This window comes from Klebsiella ornithinolytica NBRC 105727 = ATCC 31898 (assembly GCF_001598295.1).
GTDB classification, from domain to species: domain Bacteria; phylum Pseudomonadota; class Gammaproteobacteria; order Enterobacterales; family Enterobacteriaceae; genus Klebsiella; species Klebsiella ornithinolytica.
The window spans coordinates 270115-294259 of record NZ_BCYR01000001.1; the positions used below are offsets into that span (position 1 = coordinate 270115).

General features: G+C 53.5%; 25 protein-coding genes and 2 tRNA genes. 9 read left to right on the forward strand and 18 right to left on the reverse strand.

All coding sequences use genetic code 11. The features are described from left to right. Nucleotides 1–8: 8 nt before the first annotated feature. Nucleotides 9–1841 carry an excinuclease ABC subunit UvrC gene (gene uvrC / locus ROR01S_RS01285; protein ID WP_064359016.1) on the reverse strand — a complete coding sequence of 611 codons (1833 nt, stop codon included), beginning with the start codon at nucleotides 1839–1841 and terminating at the stop codon, nucleotides 9–11. Further along, nucleotides 1838–2494 carry a UvrY/SirA/GacA family response regulator transcription factor gene (gene uvrY, locus ROR01S_RS01290; RefSeq protein WP_004864149.1) on the reverse strand — a complete coding sequence of 219 codons (657 nt, stop codon included), beginning with the start codon at nucleotides 2492–2494 and terminating at the stop codon, nucleotides 1838–1840. The genes uvrC and uvrY overlap by 4 nt, the downstream gene beginning before the upstream one ends. A 465-nt stretch (nucleotides 2495–2959) precedes the next feature. Between uvrY and ROR01S_RS01295 the strand changes: the two genes are divergently transcribed. Continuing rightward, nucleotides 2960–3184 (forward strand): DUF2594 family protein, encoded by a 225-nt coding sequence (locus ROR01S_RS01295; RefSeq protein ID WP_004864152.1) that lies wholly within the window; start codon nucleotides 2960–2962, stop codon nucleotides 3182–3184. A gap of 66 nt (nucleotides 3185–3250) precedes the next feature. On the opposite strand, the gene sdiA is transcribed toward ROR01S_RS01295, so the two are convergent. Next, complete coding sequence (gene sdiA, locus ROR01S_RS01300) at nucleotides 3251–3973, reverse strand: quorum-sensing transcriptional regulator SdiA (RefSeq protein ID WP_064359017.1); 723 nt, start codon at nucleotides 3971–3973, stop codon at nucleotides 3251–3253. Nucleotides 3974–4118: 145 nt separating this feature from the next. Here sdiA and ROR01S_RS01305 point away from each other — a divergent pair, with 145 nt between their 5' ends. After that, entirely contained in the window at nucleotides 4119–5477 is a 1359-nt protein-coding gene (locus ROR01S_RS01305; RefSeq protein WP_064359018.1) for a CoA transferase, read from the forward strand. Between the two features lie 3 nt (nucleotides 5478–5480). Here ROR01S_RS01305 and tcyN read toward each other — a convergent pair whose 3' ends face one another. From tcyN to tcyJ, 4 genes are all read right to left on the reverse strand, one after another. Beyond that, entirely contained in the window at nucleotides 5481–6233 is a 753-nt protein-coding gene (tcyN, locus tag ROR01S_RS01310; protein WP_004864162.1) for an L-cystine ABC transporter ATP-binding protein TcyN, read from the reverse strand. Then, on the reverse strand, nucleotides 6230–6898 hold the full coding sequence (gene tcyL, locus ROR01S_RS01315) for a cystine ABC transporter permease (protein ID WP_004864166.1): 669 nt from the start codon (nucleotides 6896–6898) through the stop codon (nucleotides 6230–6232). The genes tcyN and tcyL overlap by 4 nt, the downstream gene beginning before the upstream one ends. Nucleotides 6899–6913: 15 nt before the next feature. Beyond that, complete coding sequence (gene dcyD, locus ROR01S_RS01320; protein WP_064359019.1) at nucleotides 6914–7900, reverse strand: D-cysteine desulfhydrase; 987 nt, start codon at nucleotides 7898–7900, stop codon at nucleotides 6914–6916. Nucleotides 7901–7994: 94 nt separating this feature from the next. Then, complete coding sequence (tcyJ, locus tag ROR01S_RS01325) at nucleotides 7995–8795, reverse strand: cystine ABC transporter substrate-binding protein (protein ID WP_004864171.1); 801 nt, start codon at nucleotides 8793–8795, stop codon at nucleotides 7995–7997. Nucleotides 8796–8995: 200 nt separating this feature from the next. Here tcyJ and amyA point away from each other — a divergent pair, with 200 nt between their 5' ends. After that, entirely contained in the window at nucleotides 8996–10483 is a 1488-nt protein-coding gene (amyA, locus tag ROR01S_RS01330) for an alpha-amylase (RefSeq protein WP_004864174.1), read from the forward strand. Nucleotides 10484–10529: 46 nt separating this feature from the next. Here the strand turns inward: amyA and yedD are convergent, their stop codons facing one another. Continuing rightward, nucleotides 10530–10946 (reverse strand): lipoprotein YedD, encoded by a 417-nt coding sequence (gene yedD / locus ROR01S_RS01335; protein ID WP_160873412.1) that lies wholly within the window; start codon nucleotides 10944–10946, stop codon nucleotides 10530–10532. Nucleotides 10947–11415: 469 nt separating this feature from the next. On the opposite strand from yedD, the gene rcsA reads away from it, so the two are divergent. Beyond that, complete coding sequence (gene rcsA, locus ROR01S_RS01340) at nucleotides 11416–12039, forward strand: transcriptional regulator RcsA (protein WP_004864179.1); 624 nt, start codon at nucleotides 11416–11418, stop codon at nucleotides 12037–12039. A 54-nt stretch (nucleotides 12040–12093) separates the two neighbouring features. Here the strand turns inward: rcsA and dsrB are convergent, their stop codons facing one another. After that, the gene (gene dsrB / locus ROR01S_RS01345; protein WP_004864183.1) at nucleotides 12094–12282 is read right to left on the reverse strand and encodes a protein DsrB; all 189 of its coding nucleotides are present in this window, start codon (nucleotides 12280–12282) and stop codon (nucleotides 12094–12096) included. A 183-nt stretch (nucleotides 12283–12465) separates the two neighbouring features. Between dsrB and yodD the strand changes: the two genes are divergently transcribed. Then, nucleotides 12466–12693, forward strand: a complete 228-nt coding sequence (gene yodD / locus ROR01S_RS01350; protein WP_015583989.1) for a YodD family peroxide/acid resistance protein — start codon at nucleotides 12466–12468, stop codon at nucleotides 12691–12693. 267 nt (nucleotides 12694–12960) lie between these two features. On the opposite strand, the gene dgcQ is transcribed toward yodD, so the two are convergent. From dgcQ to ROR01S_RS01365, 3 genes are all read right to left on the reverse strand, one after another. Beyond that, nucleotides 12961–14655 carry a cellulose biosynthesis regulator diguanylate cyclase DgcQ gene (dgcQ, locus tag ROR01S_RS01355; RefSeq protein ID WP_064359020.1) on the reverse strand — a complete coding sequence of 565 codons (1695 nt, stop codon included), beginning with the start codon at nucleotides 14653–14655 and terminating at the stop codon, nucleotides 12961–12963. A gap of 107 nt (nucleotides 14656–14762) precedes the next feature. Further along, on the reverse strand, nucleotides 14763–14942 hold the full coding sequence (locus ROR01S_RS01360) for a YodC family protein (protein ID WP_015583987.1): 180 nt from the start codon (nucleotides 14940–14942) through the stop codon (nucleotides 14763–14765). Between the two features lie 76 nt (nucleotides 14943–15018). After that, complete coding sequence (locus tag ROR01S_RS01365; protein WP_004864193.1) at nucleotides 15019–15930, reverse strand: DUF808 domain-containing protein; 912 nt, start codon at nucleotides 15928–15930, stop codon at nucleotides 15019–15021. 228 nt (nucleotides 15931–16158) lie between these two features. Between ROR01S_RS01365 and yedA the strand changes: the two genes are divergently transcribed. Continuing rightward, nucleotides 16159–17070, forward strand: a complete 912-nt coding sequence (gene yedA, locus ROR01S_RS01370) for a drug/metabolite exporter YedA (RefSeq protein WP_015583985.1) — start codon at nucleotides 16159–16161, stop codon at nucleotides 17068–17070. Here the strand turns inward: yedA and ROR01S_RS01375 are convergent. Genes ROR01S_RS01375 through drpB form a run of 4 tightly spaced genes read right to left on the reverse strand, consistent with a single transcriptional unit; the run spans nucleotide 17045 to nucleotide 20028 of the window. Further along, a complete protein-coding gene (locus tag ROR01S_RS01375; RefSeq protein WP_032717077.1) occupies nucleotides 17045–17545 on the reverse strand; it encodes a very short patch repair endonuclease in 501 nt (166 codons plus the stop codon). The two genes, yedA and ROR01S_RS01375, sit on opposite strands and share 26 nt — an antisense overlap. Continuing rightward, a complete protein-coding gene (locus ROR01S_RS01380) occupies nucleotides 17520–18953 on the reverse strand; it encodes a DNA cytosine methyltransferase (RefSeq protein WP_064359125.1) in 1434 nt (477 codons plus the stop codon). Before ROR01S_RS01380 ends, ROR01S_RS01375 begins: the two co-directional genes overlap by 26 nt. 56 nt (nucleotides 18954–19009) lie before the next feature. Continuing rightward, on the reverse strand, nucleotides 19010–19705 hold the full coding sequence (locus ROR01S_RS01385) for a phosphohydrolase (RefSeq protein WP_015583983.1): 696 nt from the start codon (nucleotides 19703–19705) through the stop codon (nucleotides 19010–19012). A 41-nt stretch (nucleotides 19706–19746) separates the two neighbouring features. After that, nucleotides 19747–20028: a cell division protein DrpB gene (gene drpB / locus ROR01S_RS01390; RefSeq protein WP_004864207.1), complete on the reverse strand. Its 282-nt coding sequence runs from the start codon at nucleotides 20026–20028 to the stop codon at nucleotides 19747–19749. A gap of 615 nt (nucleotides 20029–20643) precedes the next feature. Here drpB and ROR01S_RS01395 point away from each other — a divergent pair. Next, complete coding sequence (locus tag ROR01S_RS01395; protein WP_064359021.1) at nucleotides 20644–21714, forward strand: porin; 1071 nt, start codon at nucleotides 20644–20646, stop codon at nucleotides 21712–21714. 294 nt (nucleotides 21715–22008) lie between these two features. Here the strand turns inward: ROR01S_RS01395 and ROR01S_RS01400 are convergent. After that, nucleotides 22009–22098: transfer RNA gene (locus ROR01S_RS01400), tRNA-Ser, on the reverse strand. Between the two features lie 87 nt (nucleotides 22099–22185). On the opposite strand from ROR01S_RS01400, the gene mtfA reads away from it, so the two are divergent. After that, nucleotides 22186–22986, forward strand: a complete 801-nt coding sequence (mtfA, locus tag ROR01S_RS01405; protein ID WP_160873414.1) for a DgsA anti-repressor MtfA — start codon at nucleotides 22186–22188, stop codon at nucleotides 22984–22986. Nucleotides 22987–23086: 100 nt separating this feature from the next. Further along, nucleotides 23087–23162 (forward strand) — tRNA-Asn (locus ROR01S_RS01410). 118 nt (nucleotides 23163–23280) lie between these two features. Here the strand turns inward: ROR01S_RS01410 and ROR01S_RS01415 are convergent. Continuing rightward, the gene (locus tag ROR01S_RS01415) at nucleotides 23281–24144 is read right to left on the reverse strand and encodes a ribokinase (protein ID WP_032717843.1); all 864 of its coding nucleotides are present in this window, start codon (nucleotides 24142–24144) and stop codon (nucleotides 23281–23283) included. Nucleotide 24145 lies beyond the last annotated feature (1 nt).

Here is a 24145-nt window from a genome sequence, read left to right on the forward strand (position 1 = left end):
CAGAGCCCCTAATGTTTCAACGAGTAGAAGATCTTTTCTGCCAGACCGTGAGATATACCCGGTACTTTGGCTATCTCCTCGACGCTGGCTTGCTGTAACCCTTGCAATCCGCCCATATACTTCAGCAGCATCTGGCGGCGTTTCGGCCCTACCCCTTCGATAGTCTCCAGTGAACTGGTGCTTTTCACTTTTGCCCGTTTTTTACGATGCCCGGCAATGGCATGATCGTGGGATTCATCGCGAATGTGCTGAATAACGTGCAGCGCAGGCGAATCAGGCGGCAGGTTAAACCCTTCGCCTTCTGGTTCGAAGAATAACGTTTCCAGCCCGGCTTTACGATCGCTACCTTTTGCCACCCCCAATAAGAGAGGATGCTGTTTATCCCAGGGCACATCCAGCCCGGCAAAGACGCTTTTCGCCTGCCCAAGCTGCCCTTTACCGCCGTCTATCAGGATAACGTCAGGAATCTTGTTCACTTCTATTGCCTTACCATAGCGGCGGCGCAGAACCTGGTTCATCGCCGCATAATCATCGCCCGGGGTAATGCCGGTAATATTGTAACGTCGATACTCGGCACGCAGTGGCCCGTTACTGTCGAACACCACGCAGGAAGCCACCGTCTGTTCACCCATAGTATGGCTGATATCAAAGCATTCCATACGTTTAACGGCCGGCAGTTTCAGTACGGTAGCCAGGGCCTGCAAACGTTGATGGATCGTCGACTGTTGGGAAAGTTTCGTGGTGAGCGCCGTGGCCGCATTGGTACGTGCCAGCTTCAGATAGCGGGCCCGGTCGCCGCGCGGTTTCGTCTGGACGTTCACCCGGCGCCCCGCCAGTTCAGAGAGGGAATCCGCCAGCAAGGTTTTATCGCCAAGATTAAAATCGAGCAGAATCTCTCCCGGCAGGGTACGCATCTGGCTGCCCTGCAGATAGAACTGGCCGACAAACGTCTCCACCACTTCGCCAAGCTCCGTACCGCCGGGCACTTTCGGAAAATAGCTGCGGCTACCGAGAACCTTGCCCTGACGAATAAACAGAACGTGGACGCAGGCCATGCCCGCATCAAAGGCGACGCCAATAACGTCGAGGTCATCCCCGGTATTCGAGACGAACTGTTTCTCGGTCACCCGGCGTACGGCCTGAATCTGATCGCGAATGCGCGCCGCTTCTTCAAACTCCAGCGCCTGGCTGGCCTTCTCCATCCGGGCAATGAGCTGCGTCAGCACCTGATCATCCTTACCCGCGAGGAACAGCCGCACATATTCAACCTGCTGCGCGTACTCCTCTTCACTCACCAGGCCTGACACACAGGGTCCCAGGCAGCGGCCAATTTGATACTGCAGGCAAGGACGCGACCGGTTACGGTACACGCTGTTCTCGCACTGACGCACAGGGAAAATTTTTTGTAGCAGTGCAAGCGTCTCGCGAACCGCATAACCATTCGGGAAAGGACCGAAATACTCGCCCCTGGCGTGTTTCGCCCCGCGGTGCATTGCCAGGCGCGGGTGGGTATCACCGCTAAGGAAAATGAAGGGGTAGGATTTGTCATCACGCAGCAGCACGTTATAACGCGGCTGATACAGCTTGATGTAGTTGTGCTCCAGCAGCAGCGCTTCCGTTTCCGTATGGGTTACGGTCACGTCGATTTGCGCAATCAGCGCCACCAGCGCTTCGGTTTTACGCGAAGCCAGGTTGCTCCGAAAATAGCTGCTCAGCCTTTTTTTCAGATCTTTTGCTTTGCCAACATAGATGACGGTGCCGCCAGCATCATACATGCGATAGACGCCCGGCTGGCTGGTTACCGTTTTCAGGAAAGCTTTTGCGTCAAAAACATCACTCACTGACTTGCTAACGACTCCGCATTGCACAGACCATGTCGAATGGCCAGGTGGGTCAACTCGACGTCACCGTGGATGTTTAATTTACTGAACATCCGGTAGCGATAGCTGTTCACGGTTTTGGGACTCAGATTTAGCTGCTCTGAGATCTCATTCACCTTCTGACCCTTGGTGATCATCAGCATAATCTGCAATTCGCGTTCAGACAAACTGGCAAAAGGCGATTCTGTCTTTTCCGGCTCAATCTGGCTAAGCGCCATTTGCTGGGCGATATCGGAAGCAATATAACGCTGGCCGGACGCTACGCAGCGAATGGCATTCACCACTTCCTGAGGCGCAGCACCTTTACTCAGATAACCTGCGGCACCAGCCTGCATCACTTTTGCCGGCAGCGGATTTTCGGTATGCACGGTGAGCATAATCACTTTGGTATCGACAATGGAACGCGCAATCTTGCGCGTGGCTTCCAGGCCACCCATTCCAGGCATGTTCATGTCCATCAGAACAACATCAACGGAATTGGCGCGGCACCATTTCACCGCATCCTCGCCGCAGCAGGACTCACCGACAACTTTAATCCCTTTTATATCTTCCAGAATGCGTCGTATCCCTGCGCGCACTAGCTCGTGGTCATCAACAAGAAGGACGTTGATCAAAGGAATAATCTCCAGAATTAGGGATAACGCTACGGATAGCTTATCTCATACATATTACCGGGTTTTCTCGTCACTTTAAAAGGCAAAAAAATGCCCTACGGAAAGTTTCTTCCCCGGATATGTCAATTTGTCTGCACAGCAAGTGGAAACTTATAGATAACAGTAAGTTGTATTACGCTTCATTTTTAACATTTGCCCTACAAAAACACCCGCAGGGCGCCGCGATACCGCAGGGTAAAATACGAAACAAAATATGTAACAATAATTAACGATGAAAACACACTACCGCAAAAATTAACCTGCGATGCGCGGGCAGATTACGTATTATTCAGGCAATTAATGCGCCTACACCTCTGATGAGAGGACACAAATTACGCGCTCCTTTTTTTCCCGTCGCTTGTGGTATACTGCGCCGCCTTAACATTTAGTATTGCGCAAAAGCGCCGATAGCAAACGAGGATATCGATGAGCACTCCAGATTTTTCCACTGCAGAAAATAATCAAGAACTGGCGCAGGAAGTGACCTGCCTGAAAACGCTGCTGACGCTGATGCTCCAGGCAATGGGCCAGGCGGATGCGGGTCGGGTGATTATTAAAATGGAAAAACAGATCACGCAGATGGAAGATGAGGCTCAGGCTGCCGTATTCTCCAGCACCGTTAAGCAAATTAAACAAGCTTACCGCCAGTAACAGTCAACCGGCTGTGAGTTCAGCACAGCCGGTCCCCACGTCTGACACGCAGAACACCCTACCTGCTCAAATTAAACCGGTCGCCACCGCATAACAGGCGATTTGCGTTTTATTTGGCGCATTGAATTTTCGTTGCATATTTTTTTGATGGAAATTAACGGTATTTTCTGAGATAGAGAGAATAATCGCCACTTCAGCCGATGTTTTTCCCTCCGCAGTCCATTTCAATATTTCCAGTTCACGACGACTAAACTTCATTTCCGGCGGCATGACCATCGCATCTTCCAGCCGCAGTAACGTCAGCAGGCTCAGCTCGGTCAGCGTTCTTAAGCGCATCTCCTGCTCGTCTTCATGAAACGGCCCTGCGCTGCGGCTGCGGCTGGAAACGGACAAAAACCCCTGAGCATGATTAGGCAAGGTCAGACACTGGGTAACCCCCTTGTTCAACCCGTGATCCCGCGCGCCATCCCACAATTCCGGCGTATCGCGGAAGAGTCTGTCATCCCACGGCAGATGGCCACGGAGAAAGTTTTCGGGACGCAATACCGGATCGATAGCAAAATAATTCTCAGCCTGGTAGTGTGTCATCCACGCCTGCGGGTAGGTCGATTGCAGCGTAATCCTGGGCCGGGTAAAAGGCACGGGGTGGCGTACGCAAAGCGCAAAATAGTCATATTCCAGCCCTTCCGTTTGTTGTTGCAGGAGATTATAAACTTCCCCTCCCGTCGCGATTGACTGAAATTGTTGCAGCATTTCCCGCCGCCAGCTGAAAAAATCAATGTCCCTCATAACCGACCAAATAACTCCTGAGTAATAATCATTATTAGAAATACAGAAAACTAACACATAAATCTTATTTATATGTATAAAATATCGTATGCATCGCACTTATTAGGCCATGACTGGCGCTCCTCACCCGTTACCGGAGAAAAGTATGTCGGATCCATTATCGCTAAACACGATATATTCCCGGCTATGGCAGGCCTTTAGTTCCCACCCGGCCCCGGAAGTCGAATTTACCCAGACGGGGGCGTTGCGTTCCTGCTTTGCCGTCACCGATTTTGCCTCAGCTTCTATTGCCGTCGCGGGCGGTCAACTGGCACAACTATCAGGCTCTCCCTCGCCCATCCGGGTCGACCGGCGCCTCGCGTCTTACTGGTTTAATCATAGCCTGTATCCTGTAAACCGGCCGCCCCAGTCGCTTTGGGATCCCCTGGCCGGCGACTACCCGACTGAGGAAGGCTGGATCCGTTTGCATACCAACGCACATCACCACCGTCGTGCCATGGCGCGCGTTTTAGGTGAACATGACTCCCGGGCTTCTCTGGCGTCCGCGGTTAGTCAGTGGCAGGCTGAGGCGCTTGAACAAGCGGTCGTCGAAGCAGGCGGTTGTGCGGCGGCAATGCGCAGCGCCCGACAATGGCAGGCGCACCCGCAGGGCATGGCGGTCAGTCAGGAACCGCTGCTGATCGAAACACCGTTACCGTCTGGCTCCCCCGTCGACTGGCGTTTATCTCGCAGCAGGCCGCTGCTCGGCATTCGGGTTCTCGATCTGACGCGGATTATTGCCGGACCGGTGGCCACCCGTCTGCTCGCCGGCCTCGGTGCGCAGGTGCTGCGGATCGATCCGCCAGACTGGTATGAGCCGACGCTCGAGGAGGAAATCACGCCCGGCAAGCGCTGCGCACGACTGAATATTAAAACAGCAATCGATAAGCAACGTTTAATAGATTTGCTCTCTCAGGCTGATGTTATCGTACACGGCTACCGTGCCGATGCGCTGGACACCCTGGGATTCGATAGCGAAACGCGGGCTCGACTCAGACCAGGGCTGGTCGATGTGTCGCTGAATGCCTGGGGATGGAGCGGTCCGTGGCGTAACCGCCGCGGTTTTGACAGTCTGGTGCAGATGGCCTGCGGCATTGCCGCAGCCGGTCAACAGTGGCGCCTGGCGGATAAACCGGTGCCTCTGCCGGTTCAGGCCCTGGATCATGCCACCGGTTATTTAATGGCTGCCGCGGTACTCAAAGGTCTTTATCGTCGTGCGACCTGCGGTGAGGGTTACCGCGCGCGCCTGTCGCTGGCTCGGGTGGCGGCATGCTTAATGCAATATCCCACGCCAGAAAGCCCCCTCTCTTTTCGTGAACCGCAGCGGGGCGATTTCCAGCCGGCGCTGGAGTGGTCAGCTTTCGGCCTGGGTGAGCGTCTGCGCTTTCCGTTACAGCTGGCGGGAACACCGGTGGTCTGGTCGCGGCCGCCCTCGCCGCTGGGGACGGCCGCCGCGAGCTGGTAAAAATTACTGCATCAGAAATTTTTCAAGGAACTGGCGGGTGCGCGGCTGCTGCGGGTTAGCAAACAGCGCTTTCGCCTCACCCTGTTCGACGATACGCCCCTGGTCCATAAAAATAGCGCGGTCCGCGACATCGCGGGCAAAGCTCATTTCATGAGTCACAATCACCATCGTGCGCTTCTCCTGCGCCAGCTGGCGAATGGTGTTCAGCACCTCGCCAACCAGCTCAGGATCGAGAGCCGATGTCGGCTCATCAAACAGAATCACATCCGGGCGCATCGCCAGCGCACGCGCGATGGCCACACGCTGCTGCTGGCCGCCGGACAGACGGCGGGGATAGCTGTTTTCTTTACCGTTCAGCCCCACTTTTGCCAGCAGTTCCCGGGCGCGAACAATGGATTCGTTTTTATCCTCACCCTTGACGATAACCGGCCCCTCAATGATGTTTTCCAGTACCGTACGATGCGGGAACAGGTTAAAGCTCTGGAACACGAAACCCACATGCTGGCGCAGGCGGCGAATCAACCCTTTTTGCTGGCTGAAACTGCGCGCGGTATCAATGGTCACATCGCCCACCCGGATGGTCCCGCTTTCCGGCTGTTCCAGCAGGTTAATACTGCGCAGCAGCGTCGTTTTACCGGAGCCGCTGGGGCCGATGATCGCCACCACTTCCCCCTCCTGGACATTGAGGTCGATACCGTGCAGTACCGTCTGGCCGTGGAATTTTTTCACCAGGTTTTTGACTTCAATGGCACTCATTTTGGATCACGCTCCTGGCGATTCAGCTGGTTTTCAAAATAGTTCTGCAACGAGGACAGCACCGTCGCCATCACCCAGTAAATCAGCGATGCGGCCAGATACATAGTAAATACCTCCAGGGTGCGCGAGGTAATCAGCTGCGCCTGACGGAACAGTTCCGGAACCTGAATGGTGGCCGCCAGCGAGGTATCTTTTACCAGGCTGATAAAACTATTGGAGAGCGGCGGCAGCGCCACGCGCGCAGCCTGCGGCAAAATCGCCCGGCGCAGGGTTTGCCACGGCGTCATACCGATACTGGCCGCCGCTTCCCACTGCCCTTTGTCAATCGAGGCGATCGCCGCCCGCAGCGTTTCCGCCGCGTAGGCCGCGGTGTTAAGCGACAGGCCAATCATCGCCGCCGGGATCGGGTCGAGCTCAATACCAAACTGCGGCAGACCATAATAGATCATAAACAGCTGGGCAATCAGCGGGGTACCGCGGAAGATGGAGATATACATTCTCGCCAGCCATTTCACCGGCCACAGAGGCGACATCCGCATCAAAGCGAGGATAAAGCCCAGCACCAGGCCAAAGAACATACCGCCGATGCTCAGCTGTAAAGTAAACACCGCGCCTTTCAGCAGATAAGGCGCGGAATCGATAACCAGTTGGATACTCTCTTGCATTCTGTATGTTCTGCTTTAGATATGGGGATGATAGGCAAACAGCGCCGGCGCTCCACCCGTGTGGATAAATAAAATCGGCCCTTCATCCTTAAAGCGCTTCTGATTAATGCCGTCAATCAACCCGGCCATCGCTTTGCCGGTATAAACCGGATCCAACAGAATGCCTTCCAGCTGCGCCAGCAGCTTCACGGCTTCCATTCCTTCGTCGTTCGGCGTGCCATATCCCGGCGCAAAATAGTCATCCCACAGCTTAATCTCCGCATTGGCCTGGAGCTCCAGACTGTTCGCCACCGCCTGCTGAAGCGCAACGACTTTCGGCAACTGATCCGCCACCTTGCGTGATACGGTGACGCCAATCAGCTCAGCCCCTGGCATAAGCTGTTCCAGTCCTACGGCCAGTCCGGCATGAGTACCCGCGCTCCCGGAGGCGACCACCACGGAAGAGAGTTCCACGGCGCCTTCGCACTGCTGAGCGATTTCGAGGGCGCTTTCCACATAGCCCAGCGCGCCAAGCGCATTTGAGCCCCCCACCGGAATGACATAGGGCCGATAGCCCTGCGCTTCAATGCGGGTTGCCAGCTCCTCCAGCTGAACATCGGGTTGGGTCAGCGCATCGCACATCTCAACCTGAGTATTAAACAGATCCAGCAGCAGGCGGTTACCGTTGGTCAGGTAGTTCTCGGCGCGAGTGCCAATAGGGTTTTCCAACAGCGCCACACAGTGCAGACCCAGTTTCGCGGCCACCGCCGCCGTTTGACGAACGTGGTTCGACTGAATCGCGCCGGCGGTGATTAACGTATCCGCACCATCACGCAGCGCATCTGCCGCCAGGAACTCCAGCTTACGCAGCTTATTGCCGCCCATCGCCAGCGGGGTCACGTCGTCACGTTTTATAAAAATCTCGCGGCCCAGATGATCGGACAAGCGCGGTAGATATTCCAGCGGCGTCGGCGCGCCAATCAATTCCAGGCGCGGGAAGCGCGTTAAATTTTGCAGTGACATGGTACCTCCTGACTGAGTTATCTTTATTATGCACACACTGGCGTACGAAATAAAAAAAGGCGCTATCAATAGCGCCTTTTTTCACCGCCCGCCGTTACATCGTCACGTCAGCGCCAAACCATTTTTCCGACAGCGCTTTCAGGCTGCCATCTTTCTGCATATCTGCAATCGCGCCATCAACCGCTTTCAGCAGGTCTTCGTTGCCTTTACGCAACGCCACGCCAGACTCCTGACGGGAGAACGCTTCGCCGGTCACCGCCAGGGTATTGCCGGTTTTCTTCACCAGATCCAGCGCCGCCAGGCGATCGACCAGAATCGCGTCAATACGGCCCACGCGCAGATCCTGATATTTAGTCGGGTCATCATCATAGGTACGAATATCTACGCCCTGGACGTTCTGGCGCAGCCACTCTTCGTAGTTGGTCCCCAGACCGACGCCGACTTTTTTACCTTTCAGGTCCGCTGCGGTTTTGATAATGCCTTCATTGCCTTTTTTCACCAGCGCCTGGATACCCGACACCGTATAGGGGGTAGAGAAGTCATACTTTTGCTTGCGCTGGTCGGAAATGGTGACCTGGTTAATCACCACGTCAATACGTTTAGAATCGAGGGAAGCCAGCATGCCGTCCCATTTGGTCGGTTTCAGATCGGCCTTCACGCCCAGATGTTTCGCCAGTTCATTAGCAAAATCAACCTCGAAACCGGTCAGCTTTCCGTCGTCGCCCTGATAGCTGAACGGCGGATAGGTCCCTTCCAGGCCTACGCGCAGCGTCCCGCGCTCTTTAATCTGCCCGAGCAGATTTTCCGCAGCAAACGATTTTGCGCTGACGCCGGCCATTAAAACTACAGCCATCGCGCCCATCAGCGCCTGACGACCCAGAAGTGCTAATTTCATAGATGCCCCTGATAAGTGATATTTTCCAGTAGTGTAAGGCGTTTAGTTTCGCTCACCAACACCTATACGCTACATCTTATTCCGAAATATTATATATGCAGCGATTTAAGACATAGCGAAAAGAGAGCCAAAATTGATCGGATTTGCTGGAGATATCTCATACTGCAAAGGTCAGCTTGATGACGTCTGGAGCATGGAAGATGAAAAACCCCACGTTACTGCAGTGCTTTCACTGGTATTACCCCGCCGGCGGCGAGTTGTGGCGCGAAGTCGAAGCCCTGGCCCCGAACCTGAATGAAATTGGCATTAACATGATTTGGCTACCGCCGGCTTACAAAGGGGCGTCCGGCGGTTACTCCGTCGGCTACGACAGCTACGATCTGTTTGACCTCGGCGAGTTCGACCAAAAAGGCTCCATTGCCACGAAATATGGTGATAAAGCCCAGCTCCTTGCCGCCATTGCGGCCCTTCACCAGCACGATATTGCGGTGCTGCTTGATGTGGTGGTCAACCACAAGATGGGCGCAGATGAGAAAGAGCATATTCGCGTGCAGCGCGTCGATGAGCAGGACCGGACGCAAATCGCGGAGGAGATTATCGAGTGCGAAGCCTGGACACGCTACACCTTCCCGGTCCGGGACGGGCAGTACTCTCAGTTTATCTGGGACTACAAATGTTTCAGCGGCGTCGATCACATCGAGAATCCCGACGAGGACGGCGTTTTTAAAATTGTTAACGATTATACCGGCGAAGGCTGGAGCGATCAGGTCGATGATGAGATGGGTAATTTCGATTACCTGATGGGCGAGAATATTGATTTCCGCAATCATGCGGTCGCCGAAGAACTGAAGTACTGGGCCCGCTGGGTTATGGAGCAAACCGGCTGCGACGGTTTTCGTCTCGATGCGGTTAAACATATTCCCGCATGGTTTTATAAAGCGTGGATTGACCACGTCCAGGAAGTGGCGACAAAGCCGTTGTTTATCGTGGCGGAGTACTGGTCGCATGAAGTTGATAAGCTCCAGCAATATATTGAGCGCGTCGACGGTAAAACGATGCTGTTTGACGCCCCTTTGCAGATGAAGTTTCACGAGGCGTCACGTCAGGGGCGCGACTACGATATGAGCCAGATTTTTAGCGGCACGCTGGTTGAAAGCGACCCGTTTCATGCCGTTACGCTGGTGACCAACCATGACACTCAACCCTTGCAGGCACTGGAGGCCCCCGTCGAACCGTGGTTCAAACCGCTGGCCTATGCGCTCATTCTGCTGCGCGAAAACGGCGTCCCCTCGGTTTTTTATGCCGACCTCTTCGGCGCCAGCTATGAAGATACCGGTGGTGATGGCCAGACCTATGCCATTGAGATGCCGGTTATTGAGCAACTGCATGAACTGATTGATGCCCGCCAGCGTTTTGCCCACGGCGTCCAGACGCTGTGGTTCGATCATCCCAACTGCATTGCGTTCAGCCGCAGCGGCACCGATGAAGATCCGGGATGCGTCGTTGTATTGTCTAACGGCGATGAGGGAGAGAAGCAGCTGCCGCTGGGCGCCAACTATGGCAATAAGCGCTGGAAAGATTTTCTGGGCAATCGCCAGGAGGTGGTAGAAACCGACGACGAAGGCTGCGGCACTTTTACCTGCAACGGCGGAAGCGTCAGCGTTTGGGTCATTGAGGAGGTGCTGTAGTCGTTGGAAGCTCGCGGGCTGAACGTTGCCTCAGCCCGCACCTGCATTAGTTCACGCTTTTCCCTGCCGCGGCTTTTTTCCACGCCTGCTCGCACTCGGCGGTCAGGCGGTCAACGCGAGTCAGGGTCATGCGATCGTATTGCAGCGTATTACCAGAGCGCTCAACAGGATAAACATCGAGTCTGGAGGTGACGTTATAGACCTGCTCGTCACGCAGCATTAATTTACCCGGCGTGGCGATGACGCGCTGCCACTGACGACAATCCAGGGTGTCGCCATTTTTCGTCACAATCAGGCTGGCAATCGCGTCCGGGCTCATCATTTCGCTCTGCGGGCCTTTTGACTGCCAGTATCCCTCTAACCCGGCGGGCGCTGGCGCTTTAACGACGGTATCGTAATTATCAACCTGGACACACCCGGCCAGCATCAACAGCGCACCGACAATCACTAACTTTTTCATCATCCATCCCACAAACCGATAAAAAAGTATTGTGGCATTAAAGCGTTAAGCCCGCCACCCCTGCCGTTGACCGGCGTCAAACTTGCCAACATGACCGTACGCAAAACGCCACCGTCGCTCCAGGAAAAAATGCAGCCGACCGCCGCATTATTAATTAATAACGATCATGAAGGGCCGATGACAAAGCGCTGGCTATTTACGCAATCAACATAAGGAAAATCCTAAAAATATTTATTATTTGTGGCCCACGCTCTCTGGAAAAGAGGCAATTTTGCTTTTAATTCCCTCACATAACCCGGGCCACACATTACTTTGGGAGTATTCCTGGCAAATTATGGGCAATATTACGGAATAGTTTAGACTCTCTGATGGTTCCTGTGCTGAACCGGGTTTTTATTACCCACTTAAATGGATTTCATCGCGCTTGTCGGCGAGGGATAAATTATCGTTACGTGTTGATTGAGGATGGGTCATGTCAACGATTATCATGGATTTGTGTAGCTATACCCGGCTGGGATTGTCCGGGTATCTGACAAGCCGGGGAATAAAAAAGCGCGACATTAGTGAAGTACATTCTGTGGAATGCCTGAAAGAGGCCTGTGAATTCATGCATCCGGCAGTGGTATTTATCAATGAAGATTGCTTTATTCATCATCCGGACAGCAATCAGCTTATCCGGCATATCATTACCCAGCACCCTGGGACGTTATTTGTTATCTTTATGTCGTTAGCTAACATTCATTTCGATCGCTATCTGCTGGTGCGCAAGAATTTACTTATTAGCTCCAAATCGCTGACGCCAAAAGACCTTGATGAAATTCTGGGTAATCGCCTTAAATACGATAACTACAGCAGCGCCCGTATCAATATACCGACACTGTCGCTCAGTCGTACCGAATCGAATATGTTGCAAATGTGGATGGCGGGCTATGGTACAGCGCAGATTTCAAGCCAGATGAACATCAAGGCAAAGACGGTTTCGTCGCATAAAGGAAATATTAAAAAGAAAATTCAGACCCACAATAAACAGGTGATTTACCATATCGTACGCCTGGCGGAAAACATTACCAGCGGAATACACGTTAACCTGCGCTGAACCAGGCGCAGGCAAAACTGGCGGTGCTCTCCGCCAGTTCAGATGCCTTACGAACTAATCTTCTCTCTCAACAAAGATCCCGTCCGGGTGCCCTGCTTCGTTAAAAAACCAGATCCCCAGCGGGTAGTCTTCCAGCGAAACCAGATACATTGTCCCTTCACTAAACGACTCTATTGCCAGAACTACACCCGATCGACGTGGGCCACCGTCGGTCTTCACCGTGACACGATCGTTCACCTGCATAACTTATCTCCTCTATTTTTGAGCCAGTGTAGAACAAAACTGCCCGCTGTGCAGCGCCCTGCCCGGTGAGTGCGTTTTTATCGACCATCCGCCATTACGACGGCCCCTATGCCGCGCCGACCATCCGGTGATTTTTTGCCTATACTTAAACAGGCACGATCTGAGCCAAGCGAGGTAGCCATGATGAAAACCGCCAAAGATAGTGGATATGCGGGAAGTCGCGGGGTGAATGTCGATGTTGATGCCCTGCTGGCGGCGATTAATGAAATCAGCGAGAGCGAGATACGGCGTTCGCGCGACGATCCGCATCACGTCAGCGTTGATGGCCGCGACTATCACACCTGGTGCGAACTAGCGGAAGCGTTTGAACTCGATATTCATGACTTTAGCGTCACGGAGATCAACCGCTAGGTACAGGTGAAAAAAATCCCGACTCGCAGGAGTCGGGATGAAACTTGCTAATGCAAGAAGCACTTGAAAATTCGTTACACCGGGATATCCGTTGCGGGAAAACATTATCCTCAATTATTTTGCATGACAAGAGCTATTCATGAAGAAAATAATTGAGAAATGGGATGAACTTTCTGTCACTCTCCCAGAATGCTGATGGCGCAAGGGTTTGTTGCGTTCTTTTTTCTCCGATCGCGCATTGGTCACGGGTGTTTTTTAAGATAAATCTCATTTCCGCAAACCAGCGCACGACGGCAAATCGTTAAAGCAGACCTGGTTGCGTCCATTTTGTTTGGCGAGGTAGAGCCGGTGATCGGCCGTTGACTGCAGGTTTTCAAAATTAAATCCGGCACAATCATCGCTGCTGCTGACCCCCAGTGAAGCACTGATCCGCAAACTGGTGTCGTTGCAGAGCAGAATTTCACGGCTGTAAATGCGGATGCGGATACGTTCGGCGATGGCTGTTGCCACCTGTAAGGTGGTGTCAGGCATCACAACACAGAACTCTTCACCGCCGACGCGGCCAGCCAGATCGCCTTCACGGATATTGCTCGCGATGGTACTGGCAACCAGCGACAGTACCCGGTCGCCCGCCTGGTGCCCGTGCTGGTCATTCACCTTCTTAAAGTAATCGAGATCGAGCTGGATCACCGAGATCGGCCGCCCCGTCCGCTCGCACATTCTGGTGGTAGCGATTGCCCTTTCAAATAAGGCCCCGCGATTCAACAGGCGGGTTAACGCGTCATGCCAGGCCTGCCACTCCAGCGACTTTTGCAAAACACTCATATTACGCACCATCCGCAGAATCACCAGCCAGGAGATGATCAGCATCAGCGTAAAGAGTAGCCACATCAGCGTCAGCGCAATAGTAATGGTCCCGAAAGCACCGCGCACGCCTTCCTGCAGCGTATGGATCCTCAGCAGCACGCCATCAAAGTTGTTTAATTTCTGCCAGCTGATATAGCGCGTTAATAAACGAATCCCCCCCTGGTTTTGATGCAAAAACGCGTAGCTAAGCATCGCCTGTTCACGGGCGGACAACAGGGTCAGTACATTCCCCGACGCCGAGGATGCAATCAGGTTAAGCCGACTATCATACAGCTGATATTCCCCCTCCTGGCCCCCCTTAATGGCGCTGACCAGAAACGCTTTCATCTCTCGCACCGAAAAATCCATCGACAGCACCCCGAGCCAGTCATGTCGGAAATCAAGGGGAATGGAGGCCGTCACTACCGGATCGTCGTTTTGCGCATGCTCATCGAGAACGGTCTGCCAGAACACGCCGCGACCGGGATTATTGCGCTGCGATTGCCGGGTAAACCACGGGGCGGCGATCGCATGGGTATATAACGTCTGGGCCTGTACCGCGTTTTTTGGCAACGTGGTGCTGGTAAAAAAACCGCTGCGCGAAATGTACAGCATGCGTTCGTTAAATCCGCGGTTATTCTCGACCAGACGCAGGAGATACCCCAGCTCCAGAACCGCCATCAGCTCATTACCGGTCAGGGCATCGTTGCGCGAGAGCGAGCTCTGACTGTCGACAAAGTCATCGGAAACGCCATACACCGGCAGAGTACGCCGGTTATGTAACGCCACGGACCAGATCGGTTCATGGCGTTTGCTCATGTATTCCTGTTCTGCATTACGCAAAATCTCAAAATCCAGCGGCGTTTCCAGCGCCGACTGCATCCCGTTGCGAAAAAACACCATTCTGTCGATGTTGAACAGCAGCAGACTGTCCAGTTCATCGGCGACGTTTTCAAGATTGTTGCGCTGGTTTGTGACGTAGGCCCCTTCCAACACCATCACTTCGCGCCAGATCAGGAGCGTAGAAAAAAAGAGTACTGCGACAAAACAATAATTAACCACATGTCCCGGGCGAGAAACGCGGCGAAGTTTTCTTACCCACAGTGGTTTATCCATTGTTCTCTCGCAGTACAATCAAAGCAACAAACGTCATCAACGCTCCCTGTTGGTTAACTAAGCAGCATAACGACAAAGCGCCCGGCTTTTGCCGGGCGCTATAGGGGTCAGGCACTCTTCTGTCGCTGCCCTTCCCCACGCACTAACTCATCTTCACGAAACGCCTCGCGTTTTACGACATAACCGTCGTACCAACGACACTCGACCATTCCGCTGGCGAAGCCCGTCACAACCATGCGCGGCCCTCCGCTTTTTCGCCTCACTTCATCACTGACCAACAATACCATTTTTTAGTCCGTCATCTGGGAGAAACCGTTTCACCATAGACGAAGCTGAGCAATTTTGCATAATCGCCGGGCGATTTTACTCTGCCGTAGCGCGAAAGCCGCTGATAACCTTCACGCCCGCCAGCACTACCGCACCGACGATAAAGCCCAGCACCAGGTGGACGCCGGTCGGCAGCAGTGAGGCGATGAGGGCGGACTGTTCACCAGCCCACTGTTCAACCGCATGATGAAGCGGCGCGATGCCGTGTACGATAATGCCGCCGCCGACCAGAAACATCGCCAGTGTCCCGACGATGGAGAGCAGCTTCATCAGGCGCGGCGCAACCGCCAGTAACCCGTTACCGACCCAGCGCGCCAGCGCGCTGCTCTTCTTCACCAGCCAGTAGCCCATATCATCCAGCTTCACGATAATGCCGACCAGACCGTACACGCCAACGGTCACCAGGATGGCAATCCCGGAGAGAATCAGAATCTGATTGAGCAGCGGCGCATCGGCCACGATTCCCAGCGTAATGGCCACGATTTCAGCGGACAGAATAAAGTCTGTGCGTATCGCCCCTTTCACTTTATCGCGTTCAAAGGCCTGCGGATCTTGCTGCGCCAGCGCTTCCAGACGCTGCTGACGGGCCTGCGGATCTTCCTTGTGTTTGCGCGCCTGCAGACTGTGCAGCACTTTCTCAACGCCTTCGTAGCACAGGAATGCGCCGCCCAGCATCAGCAATGGCGTAATCGCCCAGGGAATAAACGCGCTGATCAGTAAGGCCAACGGCACTAAAATCACTTTATTGACCAACGATCCCTTTGCAACGCCCCAGACAACGGGGAGCTCACGATTGGCCCGTACGCCCGTCACCTGCTGAGCATTGAGAGAGAGATCGTCTCCCAGTACGCCGGCCGTTTTTTTCGCTGCCAGTTTCCCCATCACGGAGATATCGTCAAGCAAGGTGGCGATATCATCCAACAGCGTTAAAAGACTACTTCCTGCCAAAATTGTATTCCTTCATTTATTGAGGGTTAATCCCCTGGCGTCCAGCCGCAGCCTGAACGCTTAGCGGCCATGTCCGCATAAGTATGAGGTAAAAGTGCTTTTTCGCCCAGAGATGCGCGGAGTCAATATAAATTTAACAATTATCGATCAATTAAAGCGCTCGCCAGCGCAGTAGTTTTCACGTTTACTATATGTCTCCTTTCTATCTCTGTACCGTCGTGAGGACGTATGTCTACCCGCCAGCTTCTGCCCCTTATCGGCGCCCTGTTTGCGCTTTATATCATCTGGGGATCGACCTATTTTGCCATTGCCATTGGCGTTGCCAGCTGGCCGCCGTTGATGATGGCCGGTATCCGTTTTCTCTCCGCCGGCGGGCTACTGCTCGCTTATTTGCTGGCAACCGGCCACTCGCTTCCACCGCTCAGGCCTCTGCTCAATGCGGCGCTGATCGGCATCCTGCTGCTGGCCGTCGGCAATGGTTTTGTCACCCTGGCCGAGCACCAGCATGTGCCTTCTGGCATTGCGGCGGTCATGGTGGCGACCGTGCCGCTCTTCACGCTCTGCTTTAGCCGTTTTTTTGGTATCACCACCCGCAAGATTGAGTGGTTGGGGATTGCTATTGGTCTGGCGGGCATCATTCTGCTTAACAGCGGCGGGAATCTGAGCGGTAATCCGTGGGGGGCGCTGTTGATCCTTATCGGTTCAATGAGCTGGGCATTTGGTTCGGTTTACGGCTCCCGAATTGAGCTTCCGACGGGCATGATGGCTGGGGCGATTGAAATGCTCGCCGCGGGCGTGGTCCTGGCGGTCGCCTCCTGGGCGACCGGCGAAACCCTGAGTCAAATGCCGTCATGGTCCAGTATTTTTGCCGTTGCCTATCTGGCGATTTTTGGTTCTCTTATCGCCATTAACGCCTACATGTATTTAATTCGTAACGTTACCCCCGCCGTCGCCACCAGCTACGCTTACGTGAATCCCGTGGTGGCGGTCCTGCTGGGGACCGGATTTGCCGGAGAGAGCCTTTCGTCCATCGAGTGGCTGGCGCTGGGCGTCATTATTTTTGCCGTGGTGCTGGTCACGCTGGGGAAATACCTGTTCCCCGCCCGAGCTGAAGTTACGCCTTGTGAGGTGGAGAAGTAAGCTCTGGCTCGCCAATGCCCTGCGTGTCGATCTGCGCGCGGTGACCGCCGCCGCAGATCCACTCTTCCAGACGCTCAGTCAGCGCCTCATCGCTCAGCTTCAGTCGCCCGCGCAGCGCACATTCCCAGACGATCAGCACCCGCCACCCCTGCTCTTGCAAGCGCATGATATCGCGGCTATCGCGCGCGACGTTCTTGCCAATTTTCTCCAGCCAGAACGCCGTGCGCGTTGCGGGCACTTTAAACAGATAGCAACGATGGTGATGCCAGAAACAGCCGTGGGCAAAGATAGCGCAGCGGTACTCTGGCACGACAAAATCCGGCCGCCCCGGCAGGGTCGCATCCTGAACGGTAAACGTAAATCCGGCCTGAGCGAGCAGCGCGGCAAGGCGTTTTTCGATCGCCGTATCGCGCTGGCCAATCGCCCGCATGTTTTTACTGCGCGTGGCTTTATCGTGGACGTCCACCGGCTTCATCCTCGGATTCACGCTGCGCCACGGCCTGCGCGATTCGCGGCGCAAGTAATTTCGCGACGGCCGCAAACACCGGCACCACCACCGAATTGCCGAACTGACGATAGGCCTGGGTATCGGAAACCGGAATGCGGAAGCGATAGCCCTGCGGGCTTTCAAACCCCATCAACCGCGCACATTCGCGCGGCGTCAGCCGGCGCGGACGACGAAGCTGATTTTGCGCATCGTCGAAGTGTTGTTCGCCCAACGGGCGGTCCCAGCCGCGATCGACCAGAATCTCGGCTCCGTCTTTGTAATAGCGTGCGGATAGCGTGCGCGCCACGCTCTGAGGATTGCGCGGATCAACCAGGCCGTAACCGAACCCGTTGCCCAGCGCCTGATGCTTGCGCGCATAGTGATACAGATACTTCCACAGCACCGGCGTCAGAATAAATTTAGCATCCACCGTCGGTTCCAGCAGATCGCCAAAGGTCGGCCGCGCGGTCGGGTAATATTTTGAGATATCGCGCAAGGTAAAACCGTCGTGCAGCTGGAGATCGCGACGGAAGCCCACCAGTACAATACGTTCGCGGTGCTGGGGTAAGAAATGACGTCCATCGATCACTTTCGGATCGTCGGCGCCGCTGTGGTCGGCATCGGAGACTTCATAACCCAGTTCATCCAGCGTCTGCATGATAATGCGGAATGTCCGTCCTTTATCATGGCTTTTCAGGTTTTTAACGTTCTCCAGTACAAAGATGGCAGGCCTGCGGGCGGCGATAATTCTGACCACATCAAAGAACAGCGTTCCCTGGGTTTCACACGCGAAACCGTGGGCCCGGCCCAGCGCATTTTTCTTCGATACCCCGGCGAGCGAAAAAGGCTGGCAAGGAAAGCCCGCCAGCAGAACATCGTGGGGAGGAATGGTCTCGCGAATATGCTGCGCGGCTTGTTCATCGCTGACATCCGGGCGATGGCTGAGGGTAATATCACGAATGTCTTCGTTGAAGCGGTGCTGATTCGGGTCACAATACCAGTTGGCTTTGTAGGTGCGCACCGCGTGCTTATTCCATTCGCTGGTGAAAACACACTGCCCGCGGATCGCCTCAAAGCCGCTGCGGATCCCGCCGATTCCCGCAAAGAGATCGACGAACCGAAAAGCATAACGGGGATGGTGGGCCGGCGGTGGCGGCAGCAGCGTTGCCAGACGGGCATACTCATTGGCCGTAATACGGCTAGCCGCCCGCTGAACCGTCGCCACGCGTTTTAAGATCGCCGGGCTCCAGTGGCGATCGCCAACGGCCAGCAGAAATGCCACCAGCGTTTTCACATCGTATATTGCCATCAGCTGGCGTAACAGCGCCTGAGCCTCTTCCCCGGCAGGTTCCGGAGGCAACAACAGGCTCTTTTCCTTCGATAAATTTTGCGGCATACCCTCAACCAGCCCGGACAATTTTGCAGAGATTACCATAAATCATGCGGGCAGTTTCAGGCCAGTGGCTCAAAGCGCCTTAAAACCGCCTCATCGACCGACAGTGGGTCGCCGCGAAGTTCAGCGCTAAGCTTGGCCATAAATTGCACGAGGAAGCGCGCATTATGTATCGCCATCTCTTTTCCTTTGTCCGTTTGCATCGTGTCGGGTAAACGCAACAGCTTGCACTGGAAATGGTCCAGCGCATATTTTTTGTCATCCAGTTTACGCTGGTCAGCAAAGGGATCGTCAGCATCAAACAGGATGTTGTTCAGCGCCCCGGAGACCGCGAAGACGCGGGCCAGACCAATTGCGCCAAGCGCCTCCAGCCGATCGGCGTCCTGGACAATTTTCGCCTCCGCGCTTTGTGGGGAAATACCGGCACTGAAACTGTGCGCTTCAATCGCATGATAAACGGCTGGATAGCGGTCGCGCGGAAAATCGGGGAATGACGACTGGAGAATAGCCAGCGTTTTTTCTGCCGCCATCACCGAGGAGCGGCTGCGCTCGGGATGGTTTTTCGGCAGGCTAACAATGTCATGAAAATAACAGGCGGTCAGAATGACCAGGCGATCGGCCTGACTCTCTTCAGCCAGCCGCTGCGCGGTTCCCCACACGCGACGAAAGTGCGAAATGTCGTGGGCGGAGTCGCCCTGGGTGAGATGTCCCGCAAGCCAGGCTTCAAAGCGTTGCTGCCAGTCTAGTTGTTGCATACGCGTTCCTCTGAGAGAAGTCAGCGTTGAGCATAGCAACTTTAATCGTGTTGTTCATGCATCCTGGGGTCAGGGCGGGTGTACCAGGCTATCGCCCCCAGAATAGCGCCAACCACGCTCAGCACAAGGAACCCGAGCAGAGCGCCAAGCCACTTACCTGACGTCGATCCCAGATCGCCGTCAATTGTCGCACCGGGGACACTTTCTATTTTGCCAACGACCCACCAGTAGCGCGCCATTGCCCACAGAAAGTAACCACAAAAGGCATAAAAGACCCACAGGGCAAGTTTCCCACCCGGGCTTCGTTTCGCTTTCTGCTCCATTAACTCCTCTCCTTTAACTGACAACGAAACCGCGGCACCCGGCAAAAAAGGTGACGCACGTCACATTATACTGTGAAAAAGATAACGAAACAGCACCTTCCTCCGGTGAACAAGCGCTTTTAACCATCGCGAGATAGCGATACTTACGTGCCACTGCAGCACAGGATTTATTATCCATCGCCATAAATCTGTGGCGGATAATAATAACCAGCACGCTGGCTCACTACCGTTCGTATAGCGGAGAGATATTTCCCCATCCTCAAAGCCCGTATAAATCCGCACGCACATTGCAGCATCACGCATTATCCGAGAATTAAATAACCCACCCAAATCATTTAAATGACACTCATAATTTATGATAATTAAATTAATGACATGAATACATCACCACAAACACCTAACATATTGTTATTAAAAACAATAAACCACAAAAATACATCATTTCAAAATGATAAATTTTTAATATAAAAATTCAAAATGAAACATTTTGCAATATTGGATATAATTTATTTACATTTTTATTTTAAATAAAATTGAACCTTGCCGATACTATGAAATTGCTTTTTGCAACACGCACACCTATTCATATTAATGATGATTAAAAGGGAATATATAATGAAAAGAAAAACACTGGCACTTTTGATTCCGGCATTATTAGTGGCCGGAACCGTCAATGCAGCAGAAATCTACAATAAGAACGGAAACAAGCTGGATTTCTACGGCAAAATGGTGGGTGAACACATTTTCACCAACACCGATCGCAACAACAGTGACAATAACTCCAAGGATACCACTTATGCCCGTTTCGGCGTAAAAGGTGAAACGCAGATTAACAGCGATCTGACCGGCTATGGACAGTTTGAATACAACATCAAAGCCGATAAACCAGAAGGCGAACAGGGTAGCGCAACGCGTCTGGCGTTTGCTGGTTTAAGATTCGCCAACTACGGCTCATTTGATTATGGTCGTAACTATGGTCTGGTTTATGACGCGGCGGGTTACACCGATATGCTGGTCGAATGGGGTGGCGATGGCCTGGTAGCAACCGACAACTTTATGACGGCTCGCACCAACGGCGTCGCCACTTATCGTAACAGCGACTTTTTCGGCCTGGTTGATGGCCTGACAATCGCACTGCAATATCAGGGTAAAAATAATAACCGCGATCGTTTGAAAGCTAACGGTGACGGGTATAGCACGTCAGTCGATTACAACATCGATGGATTTGGTTTTGCCGCCGCATACAGCAATTCAGACCGTACCGACGAGCAGGCGGCAGATCGTAAAGGTGAAACCGCAGAAGTCTGGAGTTTAGCCACCAAGTATGATGCCAATAGCCTTTACACGGCGGTGATGTATGCCGAATCGCATAATATGACGCCAATGGAAAATGGCGTTTTCGCCAACAAAACGCAGAATATCGAGGCCGTTGTTCAGTACCAGTTTGATTTTGGTCTGCGCCCTTCTCTCGGCTATGTTTATGCAAAAGGCAAAGATCTCGGCACTAATGGCGACAAGACTGCCGAAATGAAGAATTATATCGAGCTGGGTACCTGGTACTACTTCAACAAAAACTTCAATGTCTACAGTGCTTACAAATTTAACCTGATCGATCACAAAGACAGCATCGTAACTGGTGCCGCCGAAGACAATCAGTTTGCTGTCGGTATTACCTATCAGTTCTGATGCAATTTACGTTTTAAAGCCCGCCGCGTGCGGGCTTTGTTTTTCAGATTCGACTTCTGCCCTGCCCACCTGCTCTTGCCTTAACGTCAGCACCCCCCCCTTCTCTCATCTATAGCGACGAGGAGAGAAATCTTCTGCCAGCAGGAAGCATTCGGATATCCTCGAGGTAAGCCCTTCCCGTCGACGAGAAATCAGAGGATGATGATTGATGGACTTGCGACGCTCCGTTATACCAACACAATAGAAGTGTGTGACGCGGGTCGTTGAAAGGAATTGACGTAAGTGTTTGAATAGTGGCGGAGAGAGGGGGATTTGAACCCCCGGTAGAGTTGCCCCTACTCCGGTTTTCGAGACCGGTCCGTTCAGCCGCTCCGGCATCTCTCCGCTGAGGTTGCTATAATGCCAGGTTCTTTGGCACTTTAATAGTTCCTGTCTCTTTAATTATGTTCAAGTGACGACTTTGCGAGCAATATGATGTTTAAATGGCCCTGGAAAGTAGATGAAGAGTCCGGCAACGCAGAAATGCCCTGGGAACACGCGCTTGCCATTCCTGTTTTAGCCAATCTTTCTGCGCAAGAGCAGCAGGAACTGGTGCAGATGGCGGCACGCTTTCTGCAACAAAAACGCCTGGTTGCCCTGCAAGGGCTTGAACTCACTCCGCTGCAAAACGCCCGCATTGCCCTGCTGTTCTGTTTGCCGGTTCTTGAGCTTGGCATTGAGTGGCTGGATGGCTTCCACGAGGTGCTAATCTACCCTGCCCCATTCGTGGTTGATGATGAATGGGAAGACGATATTGGTCTGGTCCACAATCAACGGATTGTCCAGTCCGGCCAGAGCTGGCAACAAGGGCCAATCATCCTGAACTGGCTGGATATTCAGGACTCTTTCGATGCATCTGGTTTCAACCTTATCGTGCACGAAGTTGCACATAAGCTGGATATGCGCAATGGCGATCGCGCCAGCGGCGTGCCGCTGATTCCGTTACGTGAAGTCGCCGGCTGGGAGCACGACCTCCACGCGGCGATGAACAACATTCAGGATGAGATCGATCTGGTTGGCGAGAGCGCCGCCAGTATTGACGCCTATGCGGCGACCGACCCGGCCGAGTGTTTTGCCGTGTTATCCGAATATTTCTTTAGCGCACCAGAGCTGTTTGCCCCGCGCTTTCCGGCTCTTTGGCAGCGTTTTTGCCATTTCTATCGCCAGGATCCCTTACAAAGATTACGTGAGAATGGCCGGCTAGATACAGATGACGAACACCTTGTGCACTAAAACAACGAGTTGACTTAAATTTAACCATTTGAATCAGTGAGTTAATTTTAGTGTTGACACAAAAATGCCAGGCCAGTAGTATGCGCCTCGTTCACACGATTCCTCTGTAGTTCAGTCGGTAGAACGGCGGACTGTTAATCCGTATGTCACTGGTTCGAGTCCAGTCAGAGGAGCCATATTTAAGAAGCCCGTTTAAGGAAACTTAAGCGGGCTTTTTGCTTTTCAGCCTTCTTCTGAAGACAAATCAGCTGTTAGTTTTGCCATACAAAAGGCTCTGGATGGCGGAAGACCTGTTTATGCCCGGGGTTGAGAGACATGGCGGGCGGCAGCTTCATTCGCACGAAATACCGCATCGCTAAGCGCCTCTCCATGCATCAGGCTGGTGCATAAAACCCCCATAAAACAATCACCAGCGCCATGAGTACTCACCAGCGTTATCCGCCTGGCGGCTAACGTCGAGCCTGCAATGCCCGCTTCACAAAACGCGACACCATGTTCGCCGGCAGTGACAACAACCTGAGAGAAACGTTTAGCCAATGATTCAGCGGCCTCCAGAGCTGAAGAAAGGTCGTTCACCGTCACGCCACTCATATCACGCGCCTCTATGGCATTAACCACCAGCAAAGTGATGCAGCTTTCCAGCTGCGGACTCAGTTCTCTGGCCGGCGCCGCATTGATACAGACCGGAATCCCCCGCTTGCTGGCTTCGATGGCCGCACATAGATTTATCGTTTCCGGAACTTCATTTTGTAGAACCAGCATTCCGGCATCTTGCCAGATGTCACCCCGTTGAAAGAGTTTTGCCGGAATATGCTGATTCGCATTTGAGACGACAACCGCACCATAATCACCATCGACATCAGAAATCGCCACGCTCATCCCGGAAGGTATCTCATCTATTTTGGCGACTGACTCGATATTGACTCCGGCATCACGAAGCGTCTGCAGAAGAAACGCCCCTTGCGCATCAGCCCCTACCGCACCAATAAAAATGACGTCCCCTCCCGCACGAGCAGCGGATATGGCTTGATTGCCCCCTTTACCGCCAAACTTGTAAGCACAGCCCGTGCCCATTACCGTTTCACCTTTTTCCGGGCGATGATGCGCATCCAGCATGATGTCGTAATGGAGGCTGCCCGCCACAACAATTTTACCCATA

Bases quoted from the DNA above. Each gene is read 5' to 3' on its own strand.
- ROR01S_RS01415 (WP_032717843.1), bottom strand. From the start codon at position 24,144: ATGGGTAAAATTGTTGTGGCGGGCAGCCTCCATTACGACATCATGCTG.
- dcyD (WP_064359019.1), bottom strand. From the start codon at position 7,900: ATGTCACTGCAAAATTTAACGCGCTTCCCGCGCCTGGAATTGATTGGC.
- ROR01S_RS01295 (WP_004864152.1), top strand. From the start codon at position 2,960: ATGAGCACTCCAGATTTTTCCACTGCAGAAAATAATCAAGAACTGGCG.
- tcyN (WP_004864162.1), bottom strand. From the start codon at position 6,233: ATGAGTGCCATTGAAGTCAAAAACCTGGTGAAAAAATTCCACGGCCAG.
- tcyL (WP_004864166.1), bottom strand. From the start codon at position 6,898: ATGCAAGAGAGTATCCAACTGGTTATCGATTCCGCGCCTTATCTGCTG.
- yodD (WP_015583989.1), top strand. From the start codon at position 12,466: ATGAAAACCGCCAAAGATAGTGGATATGCGGGAAGTCGCGGGGTGAAT.
- ROR01S_RS01395 (WP_064359021.1), top strand. From the start codon at position 20,644: ATGAAAAGAAAAACACTGGCACTTTTGATTCCGGCATTATTAGTGGCC.
- tcyJ (WP_004864171.1), bottom strand. From the start codon at position 8,795: ATGAAATTAGCACTTCTGGGTCGTCAGGCGCTGATGGGCGCGATGGCT.
- rcsA (WP_004864179.1), top strand. From the start codon at position 11,416: ATGTCAACGATTATCATGGATTTGTGTAGCTATACCCGGCTGGGATTG.
- drpB (WP_004864207.1), bottom strand. From the start codon at position 20,028: ATGGAGCAGAAAGCGAAACGAAGCCCGGGTGGGAAACTTGCCCTGTGG.
- dgcQ (WP_064359020.1), bottom strand. From the start codon at position 14,655: ATGGATAAACCACTGTGGGTAAGAAAACTTCGCCGCGTTTCTCGCCCG.
- ROR01S_RS01385 (WP_015583983.1), bottom strand. From the start codon at position 19,705: ATGCAACAACTAGACTGGCAGCAACGCTTTGAAGCCTGGCTTGCGGGA.
- ROR01S_RS01305 (WP_064359018.1), top strand. From the start codon at position 4,119: ATGTCGGATCCATTATCGCTAAACACGATATATTCCCGGCTATGGCAG.
- yedA (WP_015583985.1), top strand. From the start codon at position 16,159: ATGTCTACCCGCCAGCTTCTGCCCCTTATCGGCGCCCTGTTTGCGCTT.
- sdiA (WP_064359017.1), bottom strand. From the start codon at position 3,973: ATGAGGGACATTGATTTTTTCAGCTGGCGGCGGGAAATGCTGCAACAA.
- ROR01S_RS01375 (WP_032717077.1), bottom strand. From the start codon at position 17,545: ATGAAGCCGGTGGACGTCCACGATAAAGCCACGCGCAGTAAAAACATG.
- ROR01S_RS01360 (WP_015583987.1), bottom strand. From the start codon at position 14,942: ATGGTATTGTTGGTCAGTGATGAAGTGAGGCGAAAAAGCGGAGGGCCG.
- mtfA (WP_160873414.1), top strand. From the start codon at position 22,186: ATGATGTTTAAATGGCCCTGGAAAGTAGATGAAGAGTCCGGCAACGCA.
- ROR01S_RS01380 (WP_064359125.1), bottom strand. From the start codon at position 18,953: ATGCCGCAAAATTTATCGAAGGAAAAGAGCCTGTTGTTGCCTCCGGAA.
- dsrB (WP_004864183.1), bottom strand. From the start codon at position 12,282: ATGCAGGTGAACGATCGTGTCACGGTGAAGACCGACGGTGGCCCACGT.
- yedD (WP_160873412.1), bottom strand. From the start codon at position 10,946: ATGATGAAAAAGTTAGTGATTGTCGGTGCGCTGTTGATGCTGGCCGGG.
- amyA (WP_004864174.1), top strand. From the start codon at position 8,996: ATGAAAAACCCCACGTTACTGCAGTGCTTTCACTGGTATTACCCCGCC.